We start from the raw sequence: 22,210 nt of genomic DNA on the forward strand, positions 1-22,210 counted from the left end.
AGATGATAAAAAGTAAAAGATGTTAAAGAAAATTATAGATAGACCAGTGTTTGCGACGGTTATTTCCGTTGTGATCGTCATATTGGGTATTATCGGGATGATCAGTCTGCCGATAACCCGTTTCCCTGATATTGCGCCGCCAACCGTTATGGTGAGCGGTAGCTATCCGGGAGGAAATAGTGAAGCCGTTATCCGCTCCGTGGTGACGCCTTTGGAAGAGCAGATTAACGGAGTAGAAAACATGCAGTACATTACTTCTACAGCGAGTAATGACGGTACATTTTCCGTACGTATTGTTTTTAAACAAGGCGTAGACCCAGATCAAGCCGCTGTAAACGTACAAAATCGAGTGCAACAGGCTACACCGATATTGCCTCAAGAAGTGGTGCGGATGGGATTAACCACATCGAAGCAGCAAAACAGTATGATCATGATCTTCAACATTTATACGGAAGATAATGCGAAATACGATGAGCTATTTCTGCAAAACTATGTCAATATCAATTTGATCCCCCAGATTAAACGTGTTCCTGGCGTGGGGCAGGCGCAGGTTTTTGGTATGAAGGATTATTCCATGCGGGTATGGCTAAATCCAGAGCGGATGGCGAACTACAGCCTAATTCCGCAAGATGTAACAGCTGCTATTGCGAGCCAAAGTTTGGAGTCGGCGCCTGGAAAATTGGGTGAGGAATCAAAAGCGGCGCTAGAGTATGTCATCCGATATAAAGGCAAGAAAAACTTGCCAGAGGAATATGAAAATATCGTCGTTAAGCGAAATGGAGCAGATTTGGTGCGCTTGAAAGACGTTGCCCGCATCGAATTTGGTTCTATTAGTTACAGCGGAGATAATTCCATGAATGGCAAAAACGCAGTAACTGTAGCCATTCTACAGACATCGGGATCGAATGCAAACGCTATTGAAGTCGGTGTTCGAGAGGAAATTCTTAGCTCCTCACGCACCTTTCCGCCGGGTATTAAGTACAGCAGCGTCATGAGTACCAAAGATCGACTTGATGAGGCTACTGGCCAAGTGAAATCTACGTTGATCGAAGCGTTTATTCTCGTATTTATCGTCGTGTTTTTGTTTTTGCAAGATTTCCGCTCAACGATTATTCCCGCTATTGCGGTGCCAGTTGCTATTGTAGGAACTTTCTTCTTCTTATTGATTTTCGGTTTCACAATCAATATCCTTACGCTTTTTGCCTTGGTATTGGCGATCGGTATTGTGGTGGATGATGCCATCGTGGTGGTTGAAGCGGTGCACAGCAAAATGGAGGGGAGTACACTATCTGGTCGGGAGGCCACGCACAGTGCGATGAGTGAAATCACCGGGGCTGTTATCTCCATTACAATGGTGATGGCGGCCGTCTTTATCCCTATTGGATTTATGACGGGTTCATCGGGTCTTTTTTATAAGCAGTTTGCGTATACCTTGGCTATCGCCATTATTATTTCAGCGGTTAACGCATTGACCTTGACCCCTGCTCTATGTGCGTTGTTGCTTAAAAATGATCATGCTGACGACGCGCAAGGGCACGCTAAGCGGCAAGGTTTTGGGAAGCGCTTCTTCGTGGCATTCAATTCCAGTTTTGAAAACCTCACAAACCGATATGTTGGTGGCGTTCGGTTTTTAGCAACTAAGAAATGGCTTTCCGCTGTATTGATATTGATCACAATTCTCGCTGCCGGTTATCTAATGAACAGTACATCTCGAAGCTTCGTGCCCATGGAAGATGACAATTTTATCGTGTACAGCTTGAGCATGCCTCCCGGAACGGCCTTAGACCGTACCACGGCTGTGGCAAAGCGTATCGATAGCTTGTTAACAGACATGGAGGCTGTCGAAAGTAACTCTGGCATTACGGGATTCAATATCTTGAACAATAGTGCGGGACCAGCTTATGCACTCGGGTTTGTGAAGCTTAAACAACCGAAAGCACGTGGCGAGGTGAAAGATATTGAAGTCATCAATAACATGATTTCGGAAAAACTTGCGGCGATCAAAGAAGGTTCAGCCATGGCTTTCCGTATGCCGCCGGTAGACGGTTACGGTGTGACCTCAGGTGCTGAGCTCGTGTTGCAAGATCGGATGGGTAAGGATCCCGCTTCGCTGAAAGCAATGGCCGACAATGTTATCGGGCAGATTATGCAGATGCCGGGTGTGCAGTATGCCTACACCATGTTCCGCGCAGATTTTCCGCAATTGGAACTGGAAGTGGATGAAGATAAAGCTGCGCAAATGGGGGTGGACGTCAGCGTTATGCTGGGCGCTATCCAGACCTATTTCTCAGGCGATCAATCGCTTAATTTTTCACGTTTCGGTAAGTTCTATCGTATCAACGTGAAAGCAGATGGCGTTTTCCGGATGGATCAAGAGGCATTTAACGAGATTTTTGTACGCAATGATCAAAGACAGATGGTGCCGGTGAAGTCGCTCGTCACGTTAAGCAAAGTATACGGCCCAGAATCTGTCAGCCGCTACAACCTCTACAATTCATTAACGATTAATGTGGTGGCTAATCCCGGGACCAGTAATGGAGCCATTATGGAAGGTTTAGAAAACGATATATTGAGCAAATTACCTAGCGATTACAGTTATGAATGGACCGGTTTGAGCTTGGAAGAAAAATCCTCGGGTAACCAAACGGTCTTTATCCTAGCACTTAGTTTACTCTTCGTATACTTTTTACTTTCGGCGCAATACGAAAGCTACTTATTGCCTTTGGCGGTTTTGTTATCTATTCCTACGGGTGTCATCGGTGCGTTTTTAGGTATCAAGGCCATTGGTTTGGACAACAACATTTATGTACAGGTTGGTTTAATCATGTTGATTGGCCTGTTGGCGAAAAACGCCATTTTGATCATCGAGTTTGCGGTGCAGCGACGTCGGGCAGGTTTATCAATCAAAGATGCTGCGCTCGAAGGCGCAAAAGCGAGGTTGCGACCGATTATCATGACGTCTTTGGCCTTTATTGCCGGAATGATTCCGTTGATGCTGGCCACTGGTGGAGCTGCCGCTGGAAACAAGTCCATCAGTACTGGAGCTGCGATGGGTATGCTTACGGGTGTCGTGCTTGGGGTATTTGTTATTCCGTTGCTCTTTATGTTTTTCCAGTACCTACAGGAAAAAATCGGACGAAAAAATAGAGTAGATAGCTTAAATGGATAATGTATATGCGTAGTTTAAGATTAAATATAATAGGATTGACGTTAGTTCTGTTAGGCTCGTTTGCATCATGCAATGTGGGCAAGCGATACAGCCGACCCGAGTTGGATATGCCTGAACACTATCGGGATTCCACCCTTTCACTGACTGCTGATACGGTTATTTTACCTTGGAAAACCTTCTTTAAGGATCCATTGTTGATTGGATTAATCGATCAGGCCTTGCAAAAAAATAACGATCTGGCAGTTGCTCTGCTCAGCATGCAACAGGTAGATTTAACGTATCAACGGGCCAAACGCGAACTCTTGCCGACCTTGAATCTACAAGTTGGCGCTTCTCGCAACTGGTTTTCAACCAACTCATTAAATGGTTCTTTAGGCGAGCAGTTTTTGGGAAGTGACTTTCTGGACGATTACAGTGCTACTTTGCAGTTGCAATGGGAGGCTGATATCTGGGGAAAGGCCAAAAAGCAAAAGGAAGAAGCCTTAGCGCAGTACTTTGCACAGCAAGAAAATGTATCGGCCTTACGCACACGCATTATTGCGCAGGTGGCACAAGCTTATTACAATCTTTTGGCATTGGATGAGCAGGTGGAAGTCGCCAACAGGAATATAGAAATGAGCAGCACCACACTGCAAATGATCGAATTGCAGTATAATTCTGCGCAGGTAAATTCCTTGGCGGTCGATCAGGCAATTGCGCAAAAGAAAACTGCGGAACTGCTGTTACCATTGGCGAGACAACAGATTACAGTGCAAGAGAATGCATTAAGCATCTTATGTGGTAGCTACCCAGATGGTGTAGCTAGAGCAGGGGCATTAAAAGATGCCATGCCAGCAGCTATCTTCACTTCGGGCGTTCCTGCAACATTATTAAGCCGTCGCCCAGATGTTAAGGCGGCCGAGTTTGCAGTCGTTGCCGCGAATGCACGGGCGGGTTTAGCCCAGGCTGCTATGTATCCGACGATCAGCATTTCGCCATCTATAGGCGCAAATTCCTTTCAGTTCAATAGCTGGTTTGATTTGCCAGGGTCACTCGTAAAAAACGTGGGGGCAAACCTCACGCAGCCCCTCTTTCAAAAAGGAGCATTGAAGACGGCACACGAGATTGCAAAACTCGAACAGGAAAAGGCTGCAGTACAATTTAAGCAATCCGTAATGACGGCAGTCGCAGAGGTGTCTGATGCACTGGCTATCGTCTCGCATAGCGAGGAGCGATTGACGTTGGTAGGTGAAAAAACAGCATCGCTCAGCAAAGCGTCGAACGATGCCTTGCTGTTGTATCAGAACGGTATGGCCAACTATTTGGAAGTCATCACCGTACAAAGTAATGCTTTGCAAAATGAGCTGGATGCGATAGCCATTCATCGCGAAAAGTTGCAGGCGATGACCGACTTGTATCGTGCTCTGGGCGGGGGAGTGGAGTAAGTGACTGCTGTTTGATAGACGTAGCGATCAGCGCGATGACAGCTTTAGTTGGCTGTCATCGCGCTGATCGATGGTCGTAGGTGCTGGAAGAAGCAGGCGTTACTTTCAAACCAATACCTCTTAGCAACGGCATGCAGGCTTTGAACGGTAACCGTATTATTCAATTTTAGACGAGCTTAAATACAGCATTGGTGTAATAACAATAGGTGCTTTCTCACTTAATACCAGCGTCACTTCATGTTGTACAGCAAAACCTCCTTTGTTTCCTAGCATGGTAAAGCCATCAGCCTGCTCAACCGCGACGGTAGAACGTGTGTTAAAAAATGTTTCAATGGCAACCACCGATCCTTTACGGAAGCGACGTTTGTCTGCCGCATCTCGGTAATTTAAGATTTCGGTAGGCTCTTCGTGCAAGGCTTTTCCTAAGCCATGGCCGCCCAGATTTTTGATAACCTGGTAGCCTGCGGCTTTGGCCTGCTTTTCCATATAGGCGCCCACTTCATTAATCCGCATCCCGGACCGCACGCTCTTTATAATGCCTTGCAGTGTTTGGATCGAGCAATCCACTAGTTTTTGATGTTGGTGTATGTCGTCGCCCACCACTCTTGAAGCACCGTTGTCTGCCCAAAAGCCATTCCACTCGGCAGAAACATCAATGTTTATCAAATCGCCTTCTTGTACAATAATATCGCTAGCAGGAATTCCATGGGCAACCACGTTATTTACACTGATACACGTATTACCAGGGAAGTTATACGTAAGTCGGGGTGCTGATTGCGCTCCTTTATCTGCTAAGTAGGCGCCTCCAAGATCATCCAATTCTTTGGTGGTCATTCCCGGGCGCACTTGTTCAAGCATATAGTGTAAAGTCTGCGCCACAATCATTCCTGCTTGTTTTAGCATGCTCAGTTCTTGTTCGCTTTCTATTATCATTTCTGTTTTTTATCAAAGGTAAGTTGTATGTTTTTTAGAGAGATAGTAAATTTTGGACATGGGCATTGCTCGGTAAAATGGTTATCTTTGTAGCTATGCCCATACAATGTTTGACATCGATTCGGTTTTCGAGTGAACACGCAGGAAACAGTCTACCTGTAGATCCGCGTGTGGCAGCATTTGTAGTGGGCATATACGAGTTTGACCTCGCGGCCTTGGGCAAAGAGGTTGCCCTGTTTAATGATGGCTTGCCGGCATTGATAATTCTTCCAAAACCTGACTTAGCAAGCTCATGTCGCATACAAAATAAATGCATTGAGCTGGATTCTATTTGGTTTACAGCGGGTTTGCTCAATCAAAGTTATTGGTTGCCACCTGAAACGATTGCTTCCGAAAAGCTGACGATTGTGCGTTTCTTCCCGTCTGCATGGAATGCGCTATTTGGTAAACGAGCGATTATCGCACCCTATGTACACAATCTTGCAGATTATCATCCCGACCATTTTTCGATGTTTCAGCAGGTTTACGAAGGACCTGCGCTAGTCACAAATTTAGTAGACCTTTTGTCGGATTTATTCACCACGGTCTTGATCGATAAGAAGGCATTGACATTTGACCAGCTCGCTATTCACGTATCAACCGAAGATGCGATGGGCGGAAAAGAACTATCCGTTTTATCCAGGTTTCACCCTAAGTGGGTACAACGACAATTTAAACGCAATCTAGGCCTGAGTCCCTATCAATTTGGACAGCTCCAACGTTTTATTGCCGCCTATAGGCATCTGGACCAAGAACCCACACTTAACCTACACGGCGTTGCCGATAACTGCGGCTATTACGATGCAAACCATCTTGTCAAGGATTTTAATAAGTATTTGGGAATATCTCCAAAACAGTATTTTAAAGAACGAGCAGGTTGATAAGCATGGAAAACAACTTTGAGAGCCCTTTTCGCGGCAAAATTATTGCTGAGCATAACACGAATCCAAACATTATTGCTGGAAAATTCAGCTATTATTCAGGCTATTATCATGGTCATGCTTTTGAAGACTGTGCACGTTATCTATTCCCCGATCGGGGTGATGTTGATAAGTTAATTATCGGAAACTACTGTTCTATCGGTACCGGCGTTTCTTTTATTATGGCTGGTAATCAGGGACATCGCAGCGATTGGATTTCGACCTTTCCATTCCATTTCATGGATGAGGAGGATGGGTTTAAGAATAGCGAGAATGGCTATAAGCCAGCAGGGGATACCATCATTGGTAATGATGTGTGGATTGGCGCAGAAGCGATGATTATGCCGGGCATACGCATCGGCGATGGAGCCATAATCGGTAGCCGGGCGCTAATCACTAAAGATGTTGCGCCTTATACCATCGTTGCCGGAAATCCAGCTAAAGAAATTCGAAAACGATTTACAATCGAAGAAATTGATAAGTTAATGGAAATCAAATGGTGGAATTGGGAAATGGATAAAGTCGCCGCAGCCATGGCCATAATCTGTTCTGCTGATGTGGAGAGCTTATACCTTTTTCATTGTATGTATGATCCTATCTAGCAGATCAACCTTATCCAATTTGAAGTCGAAATACCATTATCAATGATGATTCCTAAGGCAACAGGTTTCGCCATTAAAGAGACTTTAAAAATTTATTTCTTTAGTGAATTTTCAATCCATTCGATCAGTTTTTCATTACCCATGTAAGCCCCAATACTTTTGTAGGAAGATTGCTTCCTAACCGTGTTCATCCGTATAAAATTTGATGTTTATATGTTCAATTTTATGTTAGAGGATCGAAAAGTTGGCAGCGACTGTCTTTGTCGGTAATACGCTAGTTTTACCCCAGATTTCTAAGCTTATCATTTACTTATTCTAGTTTATTGGAGTTTAGTATAACTAATCCATTAGGGGTCTGTTAAACTTTATGCGGTTTAACTTATGCTGCTATAGCGGTTAATCTTAGACCCCCTATGACACTTGTTCCATTTTCTTTCTAAGTTCAAATTTTAATAACAACTTCGTTGTCAAAAACTTGTATCTCGTTGCAAATACATTTACTTAGGACAGTATCTCTTGTGAACCGAACGTATGCGATTTAACTTTAGTTCACATTTCGAAAACCAAGATTGGTAGTTGGCTGTATTAACGCCTGCAATTGGAATATCCGAATAACCAAAATCTTTTTGCGTAGATATGAAAGGGTGTATAACGTATTTATTTGCGGTTATTTCGGACCACTTGATATCCACTGCATCCGTGTCTTCAAAATCTACTGTGAGGATATCATCGAAAAGGTTGCTGTATACAATCGTAAACTGTGCACCTAAAAAAGTATCTACCCAGCAAAGATCGGGACTTACTACAATGGCCTGTAAGGTATTACTAATTCCTCCCAATATAAGATCAGCGCCTAAGTGAGCTCCTTGAATAATTGCGCGGAACAACGTTTCTTTGGAATAATCTTCTGAAAAGGTATGGTCGTCTTCGCAAATGATGACGATATCTTCATCCATATCTTTTGCATGTTGAACAGCCTTTCTGATACTGCTCCAAAGCCCCAACGAACCACGCTCACTTTGACATGCTTCGATAATATTTAGATCAAACTCACTTTTACCTTCGAATTGGCTTTTGATATGCTTTAACCTATCAATCCGTTTAGGAAGGTTGATTGCATAGGTTGTTATCATTAAGCTTTCGTAGTCACTAACCTGTAATTCGACCTTTTCAAGCTTACTTACGCGTGAATAGATCTGATCCAACCCCGCTAGGCGATTTATTATATCAATATATAACTTACTTACAACGCCCTGCTTATTGTTCATAGCATTTACATCCGAGTAGCCAAAATCGTGTTGTACGGAAATTATCGAGTTTGTCGTAAAAATTCGATCGGAGATGTCGGAGATGACATGGTCTATGTGCTCGTGTTTGCGAAAAGGATAATTGTACAATTTCTTATAAAAGCGCTTAAAAACAATTAGAAACTGTGCTCCGGTAAATGCGTTGAGCCAAGATAGATTCTCGTCCACTCTAACACCATAGTCAAACCAACTCGGTCCACCTACTAAGACGTCGGCCTCAAGCAAATCACATCGATCAATCAGCTTAATTAATGTTAAGTAGTCATAATCTGATGTAAAGTGATGATCGTCTTCGCAAATGAGGACAAATTCTTCATCACTAATTAATGCTCGCGCCATAATCGACAAAACAGTTTGAGATAAACCAAAACCGCCAATGTGATCTTCAATGGCAGGAATGACCGTGACGCTAAACTCATCTTTATCATTAAACTCTCTTAATACGTGAGTTTTTCGATCAGGCCTTCGTTCGAGATTGATGATAAAGGTTGGTATTTTTAATGGAGTTAGGCTCATAGCAAACAAATTAGATCTGTGAATGTTAAATAGTATAATAGGTTCGTGTCAGTTCATACAATCAGGAAACAATGTTATTTCAAAAAATCCTTTAGTTCATCGATTGAAGCATTTATTTTTACGATACGACCATCTTCACCAAGTAAATAATTCAACGGGATCGTTGGAATAAAAAAATCGGACAATTGAGGCCCTTGCGGTGAAGACCAAACCTCGACCCAAGGGTATCTGTGCTCCCCTATTGCCCTTAGCCAGGCGTCTCGTTCCTTATCAATAGAAATTGTCAGAACCTCAAACCGCTTTCTATCCATGGAAGGGTAGTAGTCTCTTATTTCGTTCATTTTTTGAATACACGGGCCGCACCAGGAAGCCCAAAAGTCAACTAAAAGGTACTCGCTATGCTTAAGTTTTTCCGAAACGGAATGTACGATGCCAGAAGTATCTTCCAAGCTGATATTTGGAAAAAGATCGCCGACCTTATGTTTGCCCATGGAGTTCACAGTTCGGATGTATTGATTGACTACCGGGTTCCGCAGCATATCGTTCGAGAAATGGGTCGCACCAGAAACTATCTCATGTTTGTGTTCGATCATATCATCCAAATTTTCCCGGGTTATGCTATAGCTATCCAAAGCTAGCGCGCTAGCATAGGAGCCGGGGTAAAGACGTACGTACTTCAGAAACATCTGTTCCGGATACGCTCTGTACATTTTGCTGTACGCATCGATGAGTACCGCTTTTTTTTCTCGTCCCAGCAAAGAATCTATTTGCCTGTTTAGCTTCTTTTTGTGCTCACTGCTGTATTCTTCCAGCGGTTTATTACCCAATTTTGTATCGTAAATCTGGTAGAGATCCTCTTGATAGCGGGAGGCGTTCTGTCGATCATGAGTGAAGCGTTGTAAAATCTCTTCCTGCCAAGATCCTGATATAAGGCTTTTAGTCAAGTCATTAGATGCTACAAATACGGAGACTGGTGCCGTGTCTACAAAAAATGAGATAACAGATTTCCTATTTGCCAATACCAATTCCCGTGGATAGGCTATATGTCCTTTAAAATTGAAACTACCATCTTTATTTGTTGGAATTTTTATCTTACTAAATTTTTCACCGGAGGTATTGGGATGATCTGAAAGGAATAGTGTATCTAAGGGCTCTTCTATACCATAAAAAAAAATGGTTACGTTAATTTCCAATGAATCTTGTGCATAGCTTGGCGAACAGATCAAACTGAAAACCGCTAAAAAAAATGTAAATTGGCTGAGTATTTTCATGCGAAAAGTTTTAAAATTTTTAGAGAGAGGTTATTGATTTATTTTACCTCTCTCTTGCAGCTATCGTTGTCGAGCCACCGTTAGCAGTTCTTTCTTATGGGGTTTTCCCCTGTACATTCGCAATTTACGGAAGTAGATGTACTCGAACAGCTACCGCCGTTAGGGCAACCACAATCTATTGTCTTCGGTGTAGTTCCTTCAGGAACTATACAGCTAACCGCAGCAACACATGAGAAAGCCTCGCTTCCTCCGCTACCGGTCGATCCTCCTAAGATATGCTTTAGCTGCTCTCTTGACAATCTCTAAAATCCGAAACTCTAAGGAATTCATATGATTTGGATATTTACATCAATCCAATTTCCTGTAGTTTATTTTTTACGTCGTCCAGTTTATTTGAGTTTAATATGACCACTCCATTGGGGTCTATTAAGACCTTATGCGGTAAACTTATTGCCTTGTTGCGGTCAATCATAGAGCCTTTGTTGCCTTGAAGATCGCTAATATTTAACCAAGGAATGGTATGCTCTTTTATACTTCTTTTCCATAAATAATCCTTGGTATCGAATGAAACGCCCACAAAAGTTATTTTCTTTTTGTCAAGCGAGCTATACACCTTTCTTAACTCTGGGAGCTCCACCAAACATGGCACACACCAACTAGCCCAAAAGTCTAACAGAATATACTTCCCGATGAGATCTGAACCTGTAGCTCACGATGTCGATAGCTCTAAAGAAATTTTAAGAATATGCTTCATCACATACAATACATAAATTATATTTTGCTCTTGTTACAAACTTCCTAAATGTTCATCCAACCATCTCAGCACTTCTCCGCCCTCATCGACATTATTACTGATGACTTGAATAATACCATCTTTGTCAATAATTAGGTAATAAGGGATTCCGTTGATTTCATATCTTTTTCTCAAATTGTTCGCTGTTATTCCCTTTCCTTTTTCCGGATTTACCAATTCGCTACTTAAGGCATGAGTCCACATAAAAAGCTCGTCATCGCGAATAGCTTTTTTCCATAGCTCGGGCTTATCGTCGAGTGATATACTGATAATCTCAAGGTCAGTAGTATTATATTTACGGTATAGATTTTTAAGACCAGAGGATTGCTGCCGGCATGGCACGCACCAACTAGCCCAAAAATCTAGAAGAACAACTTTTTTATTTTTTAAATCCGATAGATGCAGAATCCGACCATCAACACTCTTAAAGGTTATGTCTTCAGCCAACTGCCCAATTTTTAGTGTTCTTGAATCCTGAATACTTTCTAAGAACCGCTGCCCGCCCTTGCTAAGCTGGATTTCGGCATCCAAGCCACTATACACGGAAAGTAATATCTGATGATCAAAAACCCCCGCAGGAACAAGGCTTCTCAAAAGAAATATGCTAGCAAAGGAGGATGGATTTTCAACAGCGAAATTCTTATCTTTTAGATACATCTTGTGTAACTGTTTGTAAGATTCTTCATTCACAATGTTCATCTCATTATCCAGTCTTTTACGGATAATTGAATCTTGGGTTTCCAGCTGTTTCGCCAAATCCTCCCGACGTTTGTTTAATGAATCTATTGCTACTATCTGTTCTTGCTTTTGTTGCTGTAACGCGAGCATTTGAAGGTTAAGACCAGACCCTTCTACACGAATCTTTTGAAAGTTTTCATGATCAAGATTTACAACCATTTCTGTGGGCTCAAGATAGATGGTTCCTACCAATGGACCATTATAATCAACAACAAATGTACCCTTTTTCCCATTTACAAGATACCCAACGACCGGCTCATCTAAACTTCCGGAAAAAGAAAACTTACCATTATTCACCTCGGTTATATGTTGAATTTCCTTATCTTCTGGATTCCAATAGCGAAGCATTACTTTTACTCCATCTTTTTCAGCAACATACCCAGAGATTGTGAATTTTGGAGAATTACCTTGTGCAAATACTTCCAAAAACAGGAAATAACATAGCGACGTAATAAACGCGTAACAATAATTTTTTCTGTTCATAATTTCAATTTTGAACTACAACATCTACTTTTTAAGGATAGGTAAGCTGTCCTTAAAAAGTAGATGTTGTTGCTTGTTAACGGTTAGTATTATCCATTTACGCTTGTAACACAAGTTCCCCAACCAACAGATTCGCCACCTACACGATAACATATCGTACAGTTTCCCCAACAAGCTAATTCAGAAACAACGGGCCCCATTTTACAACTTTGCGAGCAAGTGGGGCTACCACTTCCCAAGTTACCTCCCAGCACATCTTTCAGTTGCTCTCTTGATAATTTCTCCACCTCCTTGAGATTAAGATTCTTTAATGAAATTTTTTGCATAATTTTGCACTATTAATTACATATTGATGTTCACTCACTCCTGAACATCTTTGGAGGGTCTTTTACAGGGAGCCTTCTGTGTGCCCAAGATCGTTTGCAACCGGCTTGGGCTTTTTTATAGAGTCTTTACAAAATGTTTTTCAGTTCTGCTATTTGATAACCATCAGGCAGCTCGCTACCGTTAATAAAAATAGTCGGCGTAGCCCGAATCTTCATCAAGTCACACCAATCTCGCATCGCGTCGATCTTATCGCCTTGCAGTTCTAGCTCTCCATTCATTGGATATTTAGTTGAAAATTTCTCGTAATTCTTTTCCTTGGCGAGATACCAATCGTCCAGTGCTTCTCTAACTTTCTCCATTCCAAGTGTTTGTTGTATGGCCAAAAGGTGTGCAACAGGTTTGGTTCTTATATCGTCGGCTGCGCCTGTGCCAGTGAAAATAATTCTTAATTTTACGTTAGGGTTCTGATCAAGAACCGCTTCCAGCTCGGGGTGAGCCTTGGAACAAGGACCACAGTATGTGTTGCATACCTTTACAATCTCTATCTTAGCCTCTGGATTACCAATGACTACCCCAAGTCCATCTACAGGTGTGGTGATTTTGCTGCTCTTTTCCAGTAAAGACTGAAAAATATCGGGATTGTAACGCAAGCGACGCCATTGCCTTTCAAGATCTTTACTCTTTTTCGAATCTTTCAATAGGGGAACGGCTTGATGTGCCAGCAATAAGAAACCGAGAAAGAGAAACCCTAAAGGAAGTAAAGCAAATCCGTTCAGACTGCCGTAAGCCAAAGAAGATTCACTTAAAAAATAAACAGATGCTAGGGCATTAACCAATAGTGTGGCTTGAACAAACAGACATAGGGGGCACCACTGTTTTATTATACGAGCCTGAAAGTATAAGGAATATGCGATATAGGGCGAAACAAATATGGAGGCGTAGGCTAAAAGATACAATCCTGAAGGCTGGAACACAAAAAACAATTGAGAAACAAAAAAGCATGCAAAATATGCAAATCCCCAGGTAGACCAACTTAAACCTAAAAAGGAAGCTCCAGAAGAAGAAAGCACGGCGTTGCAGTCTGATTTTTTTCCGAAGCCACCGCAAACTTCTTTTAAAAAAGGGTGAAATGCATCTACTTCATGCCAGATCAGCAGTGAGGAAAGGGCTAGTCCTATAGACGAAGTGAAAAGGAAAATAGCAGCGAGCCAAGTCGCTTCAAAAGATGTATTCAGGATATTGAGCAATGCTAACGATAGGAGTATACCAGATCCATAAAATGCAGCTTTTTTTAGATTGTGTTGCCGCTTCTCGGTTTTTCTATTCGTTGCGTAATCAGCCTCGTCCCGTTTAGCGCCATCGTCCAACAGCAAGACGACCTCCTTATCAATTTTGCTGAAATCACGTACCGAAACTCTCTCCATTCTCTTATGCTCTGGATCCCAAAAGCTAACCTGATCTTCCGCCGCCTGCTTGACAACTGTTAAGGCAGGATGAGGCCAGTGTTCCCGCTGTAACACACAAATAAATGGGGTTTCAAAATCATTGTACTGATAATCCCCTAAACGCACGGCAGCACTTTCTATTCCATAGGAATCTAGGATATCCTGTACCGATAGCAACGAAAATGGTTCAAGATGGGAAGACAAGGAATTAGAAAGTTGCAGTTGCGTATGCTTCACCTTGGCATACAGCAGTACTTCCTGGCACACTTGTATGACATTGCTTTCACGATCTATATAGCGCTGTTTCAGTAAATTCACCATAACAATGCGTTTATTTACTAAATATTATCGAGGTAATATTTAGTGTATTGGTTATTACTTTTTCAAATATATGTGGTAATGTCAAAAAAAAATAAGCATATTTTTAAGCAATCGATTGCTTAAAAATATTATAAATACATATTTCTATGAAATATTCAGGTAAGGATTTTTGCTAAACAAATGTATATGATGCATTTATATGGACAAAACTCTATATTAATTTTATTGAATGTTTTGTTAATTCTTGTAAAAAGTATTTATATAAATATTCTCTTGTTTGTAACAAGATGTGAATTGCGGATAGTTTATTGTTATTATTGAATAATAAGATTTATATACAGATCTTTTTTTTAAACGGCTAGAGTCAGTTTCGATCAGGTGAATAGTCGTCTATAGACTATCATGACAGTTTAACTTGTTAATTCTTTTTTACTTAAACGGTAACACTTAGTGTTTTTAAGCGGATAGTATAAAAGCTTTGGTAGTTTCTTTCTTAGATAAAAACTCATTTTGGATCGAAAATCTGTTACAGATAAAATTTTAATTGTATTTTTATACGTTGGTAAACCGTTTTATTAAAAATAATTCTTTTTTTTGAAGCAATTATTGAAAAAGAGAGTATATATGAGGATAAGAACTTTTACACTGTATTTTTATTGTATGCTTAGCTTTGCTATATATTCGCAAGAGCTCAAGAACCCTTCATTAAATCTCGGAGATACAGCTCCTCCGTTGTATTTAAAGGAGTGGATAAGGGGTGACCCCATCCAAAAGTTTGAAAAGGGTCAAGTTTATGTGCTAGAGTTTTGGGCTACATGGTGTAAACCTTGTATTGCTGCAATGCCATATCTTTCGCATTTAGCGGCCAGGTACAAAGGTCAAGTCACCGTTGTCGCTGTCAATGTCTATGAAGATGAAAATACCTCTCTTGGTCAAATTCGAGAGTTCGTTGATGATAAGGGTGAAGTGATGAGTTTTAACATAGCTGTAGACGATCACAATTATATGACCAAAGAATGGATTGTAGCTGCTGCTGAACAAAATTACGGAATTCCGCGATCTTTTGTGATAAATGCCGAAGGCAGATTAGCATGGATCGGCCATCCTAAAGACCTTGACACAGTTTTGCAAGAAATCGTTGATAACAGCTGGGATATCGAGAAAGCACGGTCTTATCGTAATGAAGGCCGAATAATAGACAGTCTGGCAAAAGATGTAAGCTATATGTTAAGCGATGTAGAATACGATTCCGCAACACAAACACATTTCCCCGTGTATGCTACAGCTGAATCAAAACTAGATGCTGTAGAGGAAATTGTAGGAAGAGAACCCCGCTTAAAAAATACACATGTAATCACTTATGTAACCTTTTCATCCTTACTTCAAGTTGATCAGAGAAAGGCTTGCGAATATGCTAAGGAGATGTTGGCCTCTTCTACTTTGGGTAAACACCAACCTTATGAGGCTATTATCGAAATTGTGACATCTCATGCTGATACGTTGGATATGTATCCGGAAGTTTACCATACTGGTGCAGAGGCTTACAAAGTAGCAATTTCCCATCTTGCTTATCTGGAGTTAACGGATATAGTAATGTGTTATGGTAAGATGGCTGAGTGGTATTGGAGAGGGAAAGATAAAACGAACGCTATAATTTCGCTAGAAAACGGCCTTAAACAGTTGAAAAATAACAAGAATTTTTCAGCTTTAGATTTAGAGCCCTTGGAATCGCTGCTCGTAAAATATAAGAGTTCGGCAATAGATGAAAGTTGAACGTAAGCGCTTCCATTTGATACACCGTCTGAAATTAAACCATGTTAAAACGCTTCCCACACTACAAACAAATGGATCAGATGGACTGCGGCGCCACCTGTTTGCGAATGGTATTCAAGTACTATGGGCAGTTGGTTTCCATCCACAAGATTCGGAAGTTGTGCCAGACGACCAAAGCAGGTGTCAACCTGTTGGGCATAAGTGAAGCTGCGGAGAAGCTGGGCTTTCGCACGTACGGTGTTCGGCTTTCCTTGGAGCAGCTTTGGGAAGCCGAGCTTCCCTGTATCTTGCATTGGAACCAAAATCACTTCGTGGTATTGTACAAAATCAAAAAAGGAAAGTATTATGTTGCAGATCCAGCATCGGGCCTGTTGACCTACGATGAAAAAGAGTTTGCCAAAAACTGGTTTTCGACCAAAGAACTGCACAACGGACTTTCGTTGCTGCTAAGCCCTGGGCCGCGATTTTATCAGCTTGACGAGGAAGAACCCCAGCTCAAGCTAAATTGGCGTAAGGTAGTGAGCTACTTTTACAAGTACAAGCGTCTTTTCGTGCAATTGATATTAGGGATGTTGCTAGGAACGATCCTACAATTGATTACGCCGTTTTTAACGCAGTCTGTTGTTGATATCGGGATCAACACCAAAAACATCAACTTCATCAACCTGATTCTGATCGCACAATTGATGCTGTTTATCGGGCAGACATCCGTATCCTTTATCCGATCCTGGATCATGCTGCACATTACCACACGGGTAAACATCGCGATCCTGACCGATCTGCTGATCAAGATTATGCGCTTGCCCATGACCTTCTTCGACCTGAAAACCCATGGTGACATCATGCAACGCATGGGCGACCAGCAACGTGTAGAATCCTTTATTACGGGCAATACGCTAAATACGCTCTTTTCCCTCGTGAATATGCTCGTATTCGGGATCTTGCTCATCATCTACCATAAATTGATTTTCGCGATCTTCTTTGCGGCGACTTTACTATACACGTTGTGGATCTTGCTGTTTATGAAATACCGGCGTGAGTTGGATCACCGCCGTTTTAAGATCAGTTCTGACAATCAAACGTATATGGTGGAGATGATTCAAAGTGTCAAAGATATCAAGCTTAACAATGCACAAAAGCAAAAGCGATGGGGCTGGGAGGCTTTGCAGGCCAAACTCTTTAAGTTTAAGGTAGACAGCCTGACTCTTTCCCAATATCAGTCTATTGGCTCCCTAGCCATCAATCAGCTCAAAGGGATATTGATCACCTTCGTCGCTGCAAAAGCCGTTATTGATGGCGAAATGACATTAGGAGGGATGATGGCGGTGCAATATATTGTGGGCATGGTGGCTAGTCCGGTTGAGTCTTTGTTGGGCTTTATGCAATCTTATCAAGACGCTAAAATTAGTATGGAACGGCTAAACGAAATATATGAGGCCGAAGAAGAGGAGATATTGGAAAAGGACTACCTTCGCCAATTACCTGCTGAGAAAACAATTGAGGTCCGGAACCTCACCTTTCGGTATTACGGTGCAGGTAATGAGCCCATCTTCTCAAACTTGAACCTAACTTTTCCAGCTGGAAAGACGACCGCCATTGTGGGAACCAGCGGGAGCGGCAAAACGACAATCCTGAAACTTTTGTTGAGATTTTACGAAGCGGAAGAGGGAGAGATCCTTATCGGAGGTAAGAAATTGGATCAGATCGACTTTACGCTTTGGCGAGATAGCTGTGGCTTCGTCTTGCAGGATAATTATGTATTTGCCGATACCATTGAGGGTAACATTGCGGTTAAAGATGAAATTCCAGATCAGCAAAAGCTGGAAGATGCCATCCACATTGCGAATCTAAATGAATTTATTGCCGAACAGCCCTTTGGATTGGCCACCAAGATAGGTACAGCCGGTAAGGGCATAAGCCAAGGGCAGCGACAGCGGTTGATGATTGCCCGGGCGGTATATAAGCAGCCCGAATTTCTGTTTCTGGATGAAGCCACCAATTCATTGGATGCCAATAATGAAAAGGTCATCACCGACAACCTAGATACCTTTTTTGAACAGCGGACAGTTATTGTGGTTGCACATCGCCTTAGCACGGTCAAAAACGCAGACAATATTATTGTGCTCGAAAAAGGGCAAGTTGTGGAACAGGGCACGCATACAACGCTAACCGCCCAACGTGGGAAATATTATGAGCTTGTTAAAAATCAGTTAGAATTGGGGAATTAACGTATGGCAAAGAAAACAGGATATTACGAAGATGATTTGCATTCCGAAGATCTGCAGGAAATCATCGCCAAGCCGCCCTCATGGCTGCTGCAACGTGGCATCACCTTTATTTTATTGACCGTGCTGATGATGATTGGCCTTTCTTTCTACATTAAATACCCGGAAATGGTGGCGGCCAACCTAAAATTCAATACGGTACAGGCGCCCAAGGTCGTTGTCAGTAAAACACAGGCTAATATCTCGCGATTGCTGGTGGCGGATGAGAGCTGGGTTAAAGCTAATACGGGTCTGGCCTATATGGAGAGCACAGCAGATCATGGACAAGTATTAATGGTGCTTGATACCTTGAAGCAGTACCGCGAAAGGCTGATCGAACTGGATAATTTGGAAGAGATGCTCTCGCCAAGTAAGCTCAATCTTGGCGAGCTGCAAAGTAGTTACCACAATTTTTACCTCGCTTACCTCAACTATCAAGCCGCGAGCAAGCAAGGGATATTTGACCGGAGGCGCAAGCTATTAGTGGAGGAAATGTCGAATATCCGTGAGCAAAAAAGTCATATTCAAGAGACCTACGATCTGCAAAAAAGAGAATTGGCATTGGCCGAGGCCGAGTTTGAGAAGTATAAGATCCTGGCAGAGAAGGAAATTATCAGTCCCATCGAACTTCAGCAAAAAGAAGCAACGCTACTGATAAAACGGCAATCCATCCCGCAAATGGAAAATACCATTATCAATAATCAGGGCAGCATGTTGTCAAAGGATAAGGAGCTCTCCGAAATTGATAACCAGATCATGGAGGAGCGGAAGAAGTTTGTGCAAGCGCTAAACAGTTTTATCAGTGAAGGAGAAAACTGGAAAAAGCAATATGTGCTTACCGCGCCAGTTTCTGGAAAACTGATCTATAGTTCTTTCCTACAGGAAAACCAGCTGATCAAGATGGGGGAGGAGCTGTTTTATATTAATCCTAACAACGAGGAGTATTACGGCGAAATGTTTATTCCGCAGGCCAGCTCCTCAAAGGTCAAACGTAATCAGGAGGTGTTGATCAAGGTGCGGTCCTATCCGTATGAAGAGTATGGGTATTTGCGTGGTAAGATCGCCTACATCAGTGATATTCCGGTTAGGGATAGTGTGTTTTTTTCCCGCGTGGATGTGCTACGTCACGAAAAAGATTCACTTATTAAATTGAAACCTGGCATTTTGGCGGATGCGGAGATTATCACCGAAGATCAATCTGTTTTTAAACGCATTTGGCTGAATCTGACAAAATCGCTTAAATTTTAACTCTTTAAAAAGGCCTGTCATCCAGCTCTATTCCGTTTATTACAGAATATTATCTTGTCATCGTGTTGCCTGCTTAAGACAACAAATACCGCCACGCGTCCGAGAGATGTTCGATAAGATCCGATGCCGTGATACTTTTTTGATGGATCGTTTTTGCAGCGCAATCGCCCGCTAGGCCATGTAGGAATACACCTAGGATAGCGGCGTCCTTAGGCGCGTAGCCTTGAGCCAAGAGCGAACCAATAATGCCTGATAATACATCGCCTGCGCCAGCTGTGGCCATGCCTGGATTACCAGTCGAGTTGAAGTGCAGTTGACCATCCGGAAAAATGATGACCGTATTGGCACCTTTGATAACTAAAATTTGTTGGTATTTCGCGCTCCAGGCAGACGCTTTTTGGAGTTTGTCGAAGTCGTTTTCCCATTCGCCGATCAGGCGTTGCAATTCTTTCGGATGTGGCGTCAGTATGGAAAAGGATGGAAGTAAATTTAACCATTCCTTGTGCAGGGATAAAATATTAAGTGCATCTGCATCTAATAGAAGTTTTGGAGGATGGTCGAGCTTGTCTAGATCTTTTAGAAACTGATGTAAGGCTTCCTGACTTTGCTGTGCTCTCCCTAAGCCCATTCCCACCGCGATAGATCTGGCCTGCAAAAGCTCCGGAGCAAAGTTACTGATAACCCGATCTGCCGAATCTGTTTTTACCAAAGCTTCGGGCACGGTGGATTGCATGATTTGATAACCACACTGTGGTACATAGCTGCTTACAAGGCCACATCCTGTTTTTAGCGCCGCACGACTCGCAAGCACTACAGCACCTATACTGCCGTAACTTCCTCCAGCTATTACAGCATGACCGAACGTACCTTTATGCGAAAACTTACCCAGTGGCTTAGCCATTTTTTTGACATCATCCAGTGTGCTGTAATAATTTTTTGTGTCAATCTCATGGAGCGCATCCTGATCAAGTCCGATATCCAGCAGTACAAAATCTCCCACAAACGCTCCATATGCTGGCAGTAGCAGCGCAAGTTTTACGAAGGCAAGCGTGTAGGTGCGTTCTGCTTTCACCACAGGTGCATCCGGAGGTGTGTGCTCGTCAGCAAGTAAACCTGAGGGAATATCAATAGCAAAAATACGATTGTTTGCAGAATTGATTTGTTGGATCAATGGAGTCCAGCTTTCATCAAGCAAACGAGAAAGTCCGTAGCCGAAGAGCGCATCAAGGATAATGCTTTTTTCGGAAAAAGCAAGGATGCTGTCCTTGTTTATGTTTACAATTTCGACACCGCTTTCACGCAGCCGTTTCTGGTTGATTAAATTATCATTACTATAATGGTCATGCTCCACGAGATATATCGTCACCTCGTGTCCTGCTTCATGCAATAAACGTCCCAACACCAATCCATCGCCGCCGTTATTGCCAAAGCCACACAGTATCTCCGCCTTGCATCGGCATTCGCCAAATACATTTTGAAGTTCGCCAAACAGCAAGCGACCAGCGCGCTCCATTAGGGCTGCTTCCGATAATTGCTGTTTGATCTCCGTTTGCTGCTCTAAGCTTCGGATGTCTTGGGCGGATAGGATTTTCATAAGGCTCTGTTTTAAACTACTTGAAATGGCTAATAGTTAAACCTAATTGCCCGCTTAAAGTTTTTTAAACGGTAGATTTCAGCTCGAATCAGCGTCAAGTAATTTCAGCCTCCTATTTCTTTGTCGTAGAACTCCTCACTCTTCGTTGAGCGAAAGGCTCGTTTATCCCATTTAGATAAGATTGTGTGCCATTTGGCGTTTCGAAGCACTTGCATTGTTACTCTATTTTTTTTAAAAGTTTCTTCTATGTGTTTATTTGTTTTTAAATGATGTTATTAGTTACGCAAACGATTGTGTTTTATTTACTATATTTTATTTGTGTAGTATTTATTAATATTGACTGATAATTCTTTCGTAGTTAATAACTAGACGGAATAGTGCTAACATATTAAATAAATCCTGAACGGCTTTTGGCCTCTTTTAAAACATCTTATCATTGCGGATTCCTCCTGGAATAAAGGTGATGCTGTTTGACCAAGATAATTTTCGCGGTAACTCTCTCACTCTAACATCAGATACGGCAGATTTAGATGCGTTTAAAAACAAAACTAGTTCAATATTGGTATTGAGAAACTGATTCTTATAAAGAAAACGCATTTTTTTCGTTTGGTAGACTTCATCAACAAAGGACTAAAAGTGATTAAGTTTTCAATTAGCTTGTTTTTACAATGTAAGATTTAAATTAAGAAATGGGTAGATCCTTTTAAATCGCTTTTTACCTGGGGGTATTCAGACTAAAAAAACTGGTTGATAGTTGTTTAGCCATCTATGCCTTATCAGAGGAAACTTCCAGGAGAGTAAATTAAATTTAGCTCTTGATCGGAAAGCAGAAGTTTGTCGAATGCTAGACACTGGTGAGGCTCTTATATTCTCAAATGCTGATGGCAATACGATTATCGATTTACCGAAGCGAGCCAGCTTTGATAATAGTATAATGGTGGTTAAAATAACGATGGAATAAATGCTATTTCTCAAACGGTTCGCAAATATGTAGCTACAAGAGATGCAGTAACGCTTTCCTTGGTGATACAATATTTTTTTAA

17 protein-coding genes are annotated in these 22,210 nt (G+C 42.0%); 9 read left to right on the top strand and 8 right to left on the bottom strand.

Translation table 11 applies throughout. The annotated features are described in order from the left end of the window. The first annotated feature begins 19 nt into the window (after window positions 1–19). The gene (locus DI53_RS13980) at window positions 20–3,169 is read left to right on the top strand and encodes an efflux RND transporter permease subunit (RefSeq protein WP_037500841.1); all 3,150 of its coding nucleotides are present in this window, start codon (window positions 20–22) and stop codon (window positions 3,167–3,169) included. Between the two features lie 5 nt (window positions 3,170–3,174). Further along, window positions 3,175–4,593 carry an efflux transporter outer membrane subunit gene (locus DI53_RS13985; protein WP_037501097.1) on the top strand — a complete coding sequence of 473 codons (1,419 nt, stop codon included), beginning with the start codon at window positions 3,175–3,177 and terminating at the stop codon, window positions 4,591–4,593. 156 nt (window positions 4,594–4,749) lie between these two features. On the opposite strand, the gene map is transcribed toward DI53_RS13985, so the two are convergent. After that, a complete protein-coding gene (map, locus tag DI53_RS13990; protein WP_037500843.1) occupies window positions 4,750–5,526 on the bottom strand; it encodes a type I methionyl aminopeptidase in 777 nt (258 codons plus the stop codon). Between the two features lie 95 nt (window positions 5,527–5,621). Between map and DI53_RS13995 the strand changes: the two genes are divergently transcribed. After that, a complete protein-coding gene (locus tag DI53_RS13995; protein WP_157836785.1) occupies window positions 5,622–6,446 on the top strand; it encodes an AraC family transcriptional regulator in 825 nt (274 codons plus the stop codon). Between the two features lie 5 nt (window positions 6,447–6,451). Further along, window positions 6,452–7,087: a type B chloramphenicol O-acetyltransferase gene (gene catB, locus DI53_RS14000; protein WP_037500849.1), complete on the top strand. Its 636-nt coding sequence runs from the start codon at window positions 6,452–6,454 to the stop codon at window positions 7,085–7,087. Window positions 7,088–7,584: 497 nt separating this feature from the next. Here catB and DI53_RS19680 read toward each other — a convergent pair whose 3' ends face one another. Beyond that, window positions 7,585–8,910 (bottom strand): glycosyltransferase family 25 protein, encoded by a 1,326-nt coding sequence (locus tag DI53_RS19680; RefSeq protein ID WP_052072411.1) that lies wholly within the window; start codon window positions 8,908–8,910, stop codon window positions 7,585–7,587. Window positions 8,911–8,984: 74 nt separating this feature from the next. Beyond that, on the bottom strand, window positions 8,985–10,181 hold the full coding sequence (locus tag DI53_RS14015) for a peroxiredoxin family protein (RefSeq protein WP_037500850.1): 1,197 nt from the start codon (window positions 10,179–10,181) through the stop codon (window positions 8,985–8,987). 96 nt (window positions 10,182–10,277) lie between these two features. Here DI53_RS14015 and DI53_RS20185 point away from each other — a divergent pair, with 96 nt between their 5' ends. Then, the gene (locus DI53_RS20185) at window positions 10,278–10,487 is read left to right on the top strand and encodes a hypothetical protein (protein ID WP_131555283.1); all 210 of its coding nucleotides are present in this window, start codon (window positions 10,278–10,280) and stop codon (window positions 10,485–10,487) included. A 37-nt stretch (window positions 10,488–10,524) separates the two neighbouring features. On the opposite strand, the gene DI53_RS14020 is transcribed toward DI53_RS20185, so the two are convergent. From DI53_RS14020 to DI53_RS14030, 4 genes are all read right to left on the bottom strand, one after another. Then, the gene (locus DI53_RS14020) at window positions 10,525–10,872 is read right to left on the bottom strand and encodes a peroxiredoxin family protein (protein WP_081939465.1); all 348 of its coding nucleotides are present in this window, start codon (window positions 10,870–10,872) and stop codon (window positions 10,525–10,527) included. 96 nt (window positions 10,873–10,968) lie between these two features. Continuing rightward, the gene (locus tag DI53_RS19685; RefSeq protein ID WP_052072412.1) at window positions 10,969–12,195 is read right to left on the bottom strand and encodes a TlpA disulfide reductase family protein; all 1,227 of its coding nucleotides are present in this window, start codon (window positions 12,193–12,195) and stop codon (window positions 10,969–10,971) included. A gap of 89 nt (window positions 12,196–12,284) precedes the next feature. Then, window positions 12,285–12,521, bottom strand: coding sequence for a hypothetical protein (locus DI53_RS20190; RefSeq protein ID WP_131555285.1), 237 nt, complete (start codon window positions 12,519–12,521; stop codon window positions 12,285–12,287). A gap of 126 nt (window positions 12,522–12,647) precedes the next feature. Further along, window positions 12,648–14,288, bottom strand: coding sequence for a vitamin K epoxide reductase family protein (locus tag DI53_RS14030; protein ID WP_037500854.1), 1,641 nt, complete (start codon window positions 14,286–14,288; stop codon window positions 12,648–12,650). A 624-nt stretch (window positions 14,289–14,912) separates the two neighbouring features. On the opposite strand from DI53_RS14030, the gene DI53_RS14035 reads away from it, so the two are divergent. From DI53_RS14035 to DI53_RS14045, 3 genes are read left to right on the top strand one after another with little or no spacing between them, the layout of a single operon-like run. Further along, entirely contained in the window at window positions 14,913–16,061 is a 1,149-nt protein-coding gene (locus tag DI53_RS14035) for a TlpA family protein disulfide reductase (RefSeq protein ID WP_081939466.1), read from the top strand. A 41-nt stretch (window positions 16,062–16,102) separates the two neighbouring features. After that, window positions 16,103–18,289 (top strand): peptidase domain-containing ABC transporter, encoded by a 2,187-nt coding sequence (locus DI53_RS14040; protein ID WP_037500859.1) that lies wholly within the window; start codon window positions 16,103–16,105, stop codon window positions 18,287–18,289. A gap of 3 nt (window positions 18,290–18,292) precedes the next feature. Next, window positions 18,293–19,573, top strand: a complete 1,281-nt coding sequence (locus DI53_RS14045; protein WP_037500862.1) for an HlyD family secretion protein — start codon at window positions 18,293–18,295, stop codon at window positions 19,571–19,573. Window positions 19,574–19,646: 73 nt separating this feature from the next. Here DI53_RS14045 and DI53_RS14050 read toward each other — a convergent pair whose 3' ends face one another. Further along, on the bottom strand, window positions 19,647–21,167 hold the full coding sequence (locus tag DI53_RS14050) for a bifunctional ADP-dependent NAD(P)H-hydrate dehydratase/NAD(P)H-hydrate epimerase (protein ID WP_037500865.1): 1,521 nt from the start codon (window positions 21,165–21,167) through the stop codon (window positions 19,647–19,649). A 463-nt stretch (window positions 21,168–21,630) separates the two neighbouring features. On the opposite strand from DI53_RS14050, the gene DI53_RS20760 reads away from it, so the two are divergent. After that, window positions 21,631–21,744, top strand: a complete 114-nt coding sequence (locus DI53_RS20760; protein WP_071790501.1) for a beta/gamma crystallin-related protein — start codon at window positions 21,631–21,633, stop codon at window positions 21,742–21,744. Window positions 21,745–22,210 lie beyond the last annotated feature (466 nt).

Source organism: Sphingobacterium deserti, from assembly GCF_000757725.1.
Lineage (GTDB): Bacteria > Bacteroidota > Bacteroidia > Sphingobacteriales > Sphingobacteriaceae > Sphingobacterium > Sphingobacterium deserti.

What these genes read in the sequence shown, in the direction of transcription:
- DI53_RS20185 (WP_131555283.1), top strand. Translation starts at nt 10,278, where the DNA reads ATGGGGTTTTCCCCTGTACATTCGCAATTTACGGAAGTAGATGTACTC.
- DI53_RS19680 (WP_052072411.1), bottom strand. Translation starts at nt 8,910, where the DNA reads ATGAGCCTAACTCCATTAAAAATACCAACCTTTATCATCAATCTCGAA.
- DI53_RS13980 (WP_037500841.1), top strand. Translation starts at nt 20, where the DNA reads ATGTTAAAGAAAATTATAGATAGACCAGTGTTTGCGACGGTTATTTCC.
- DI53_RS14015 (WP_037500850.1), bottom strand. Translation starts at nt 10,181, where the DNA reads ATGAAAATACTCAGCCAATTTACATTTTTTTTAGCGGTTTTCAGTTTG.
- map (WP_037500843.1), bottom strand. Translation starts at nt 5,526, where the DNA reads ATGATAATAGAAAGCGAACAAGAACTGAGCATGCTAAAACAAGCAGGA.
- DI53_RS14040 (WP_037500859.1), top strand. Translation starts at nt 16,103, where the DNA reads ATGTTAAAACGCTTCCCACACTACAAACAAATGGATCAGATGGACTGC.
- DI53_RS14050 (WP_037500865.1), bottom strand. Translation starts at nt 21,167, where the DNA reads ATGAAAATCCTATCCGCCCAAGACATCCGAAGCTTAGAGCAGCAAACG.
- DI53_RS20190 (WP_131555285.1), bottom strand. Translation starts at nt 12,521, where the DNA reads ATGCAAAAAATTTCATTAAAGAATCTTAATCTCAAGGAGGTGGAGAAA.
- catB (WP_037500849.1), top strand. Translation starts at nt 6,452, where the DNA reads ATGGAAAACAACTTTGAGAGCCCTTTTCGCGGCAAAATTATTGCTGAG.
- DI53_RS13995 (WP_157836785.1), top strand. Translation starts at nt 5,622, where the DNA reads ATGCCCATACAATGTTTGACATCGATTCGGTTTTCGAGTGAACACGCA.
- DI53_RS14045 (WP_037500862.1), top strand. Translation starts at nt 18,293, where the DNA reads ATGGCAAAGAAAACAGGATATTACGAAGATGATTTGCATTCCGAAGAT.
- DI53_RS14030 (WP_037500854.1), bottom strand. Translation starts at nt 14,288, where the DNA reads ATGGTGAATTTACTGAAACAGCGCTATATAGATCGTGAAAGCAATGTC.
- DI53_RS19685 (WP_052072412.1), bottom strand. Translation starts at nt 12,195, where the DNA reads ATGAACAGAAAAAATTATTGTTACGCGTTTATTACGTCGCTATGTTAT.
- DI53_RS14035 (WP_081939466.1), top strand. Translation starts at nt 14,913, where the DNA reads ATGAGGATAAGAACTTTTACACTGTATTTTTATTGTATGCTTAGCTTT.
- DI53_RS13985 (WP_037501097.1), top strand. Translation starts at nt 3,175, where the DNA reads ATGCGTAGTTTAAGATTAAATATAATAGGATTGACGTTAGTTCTGTTA.
- DI53_RS20760 (WP_071790501.1), top strand. Translation starts at nt 21,631, where the DNA reads ATGCTGTTTGACCAAGATAATTTTCGCGGTAACTCTCTCACTCTAACA.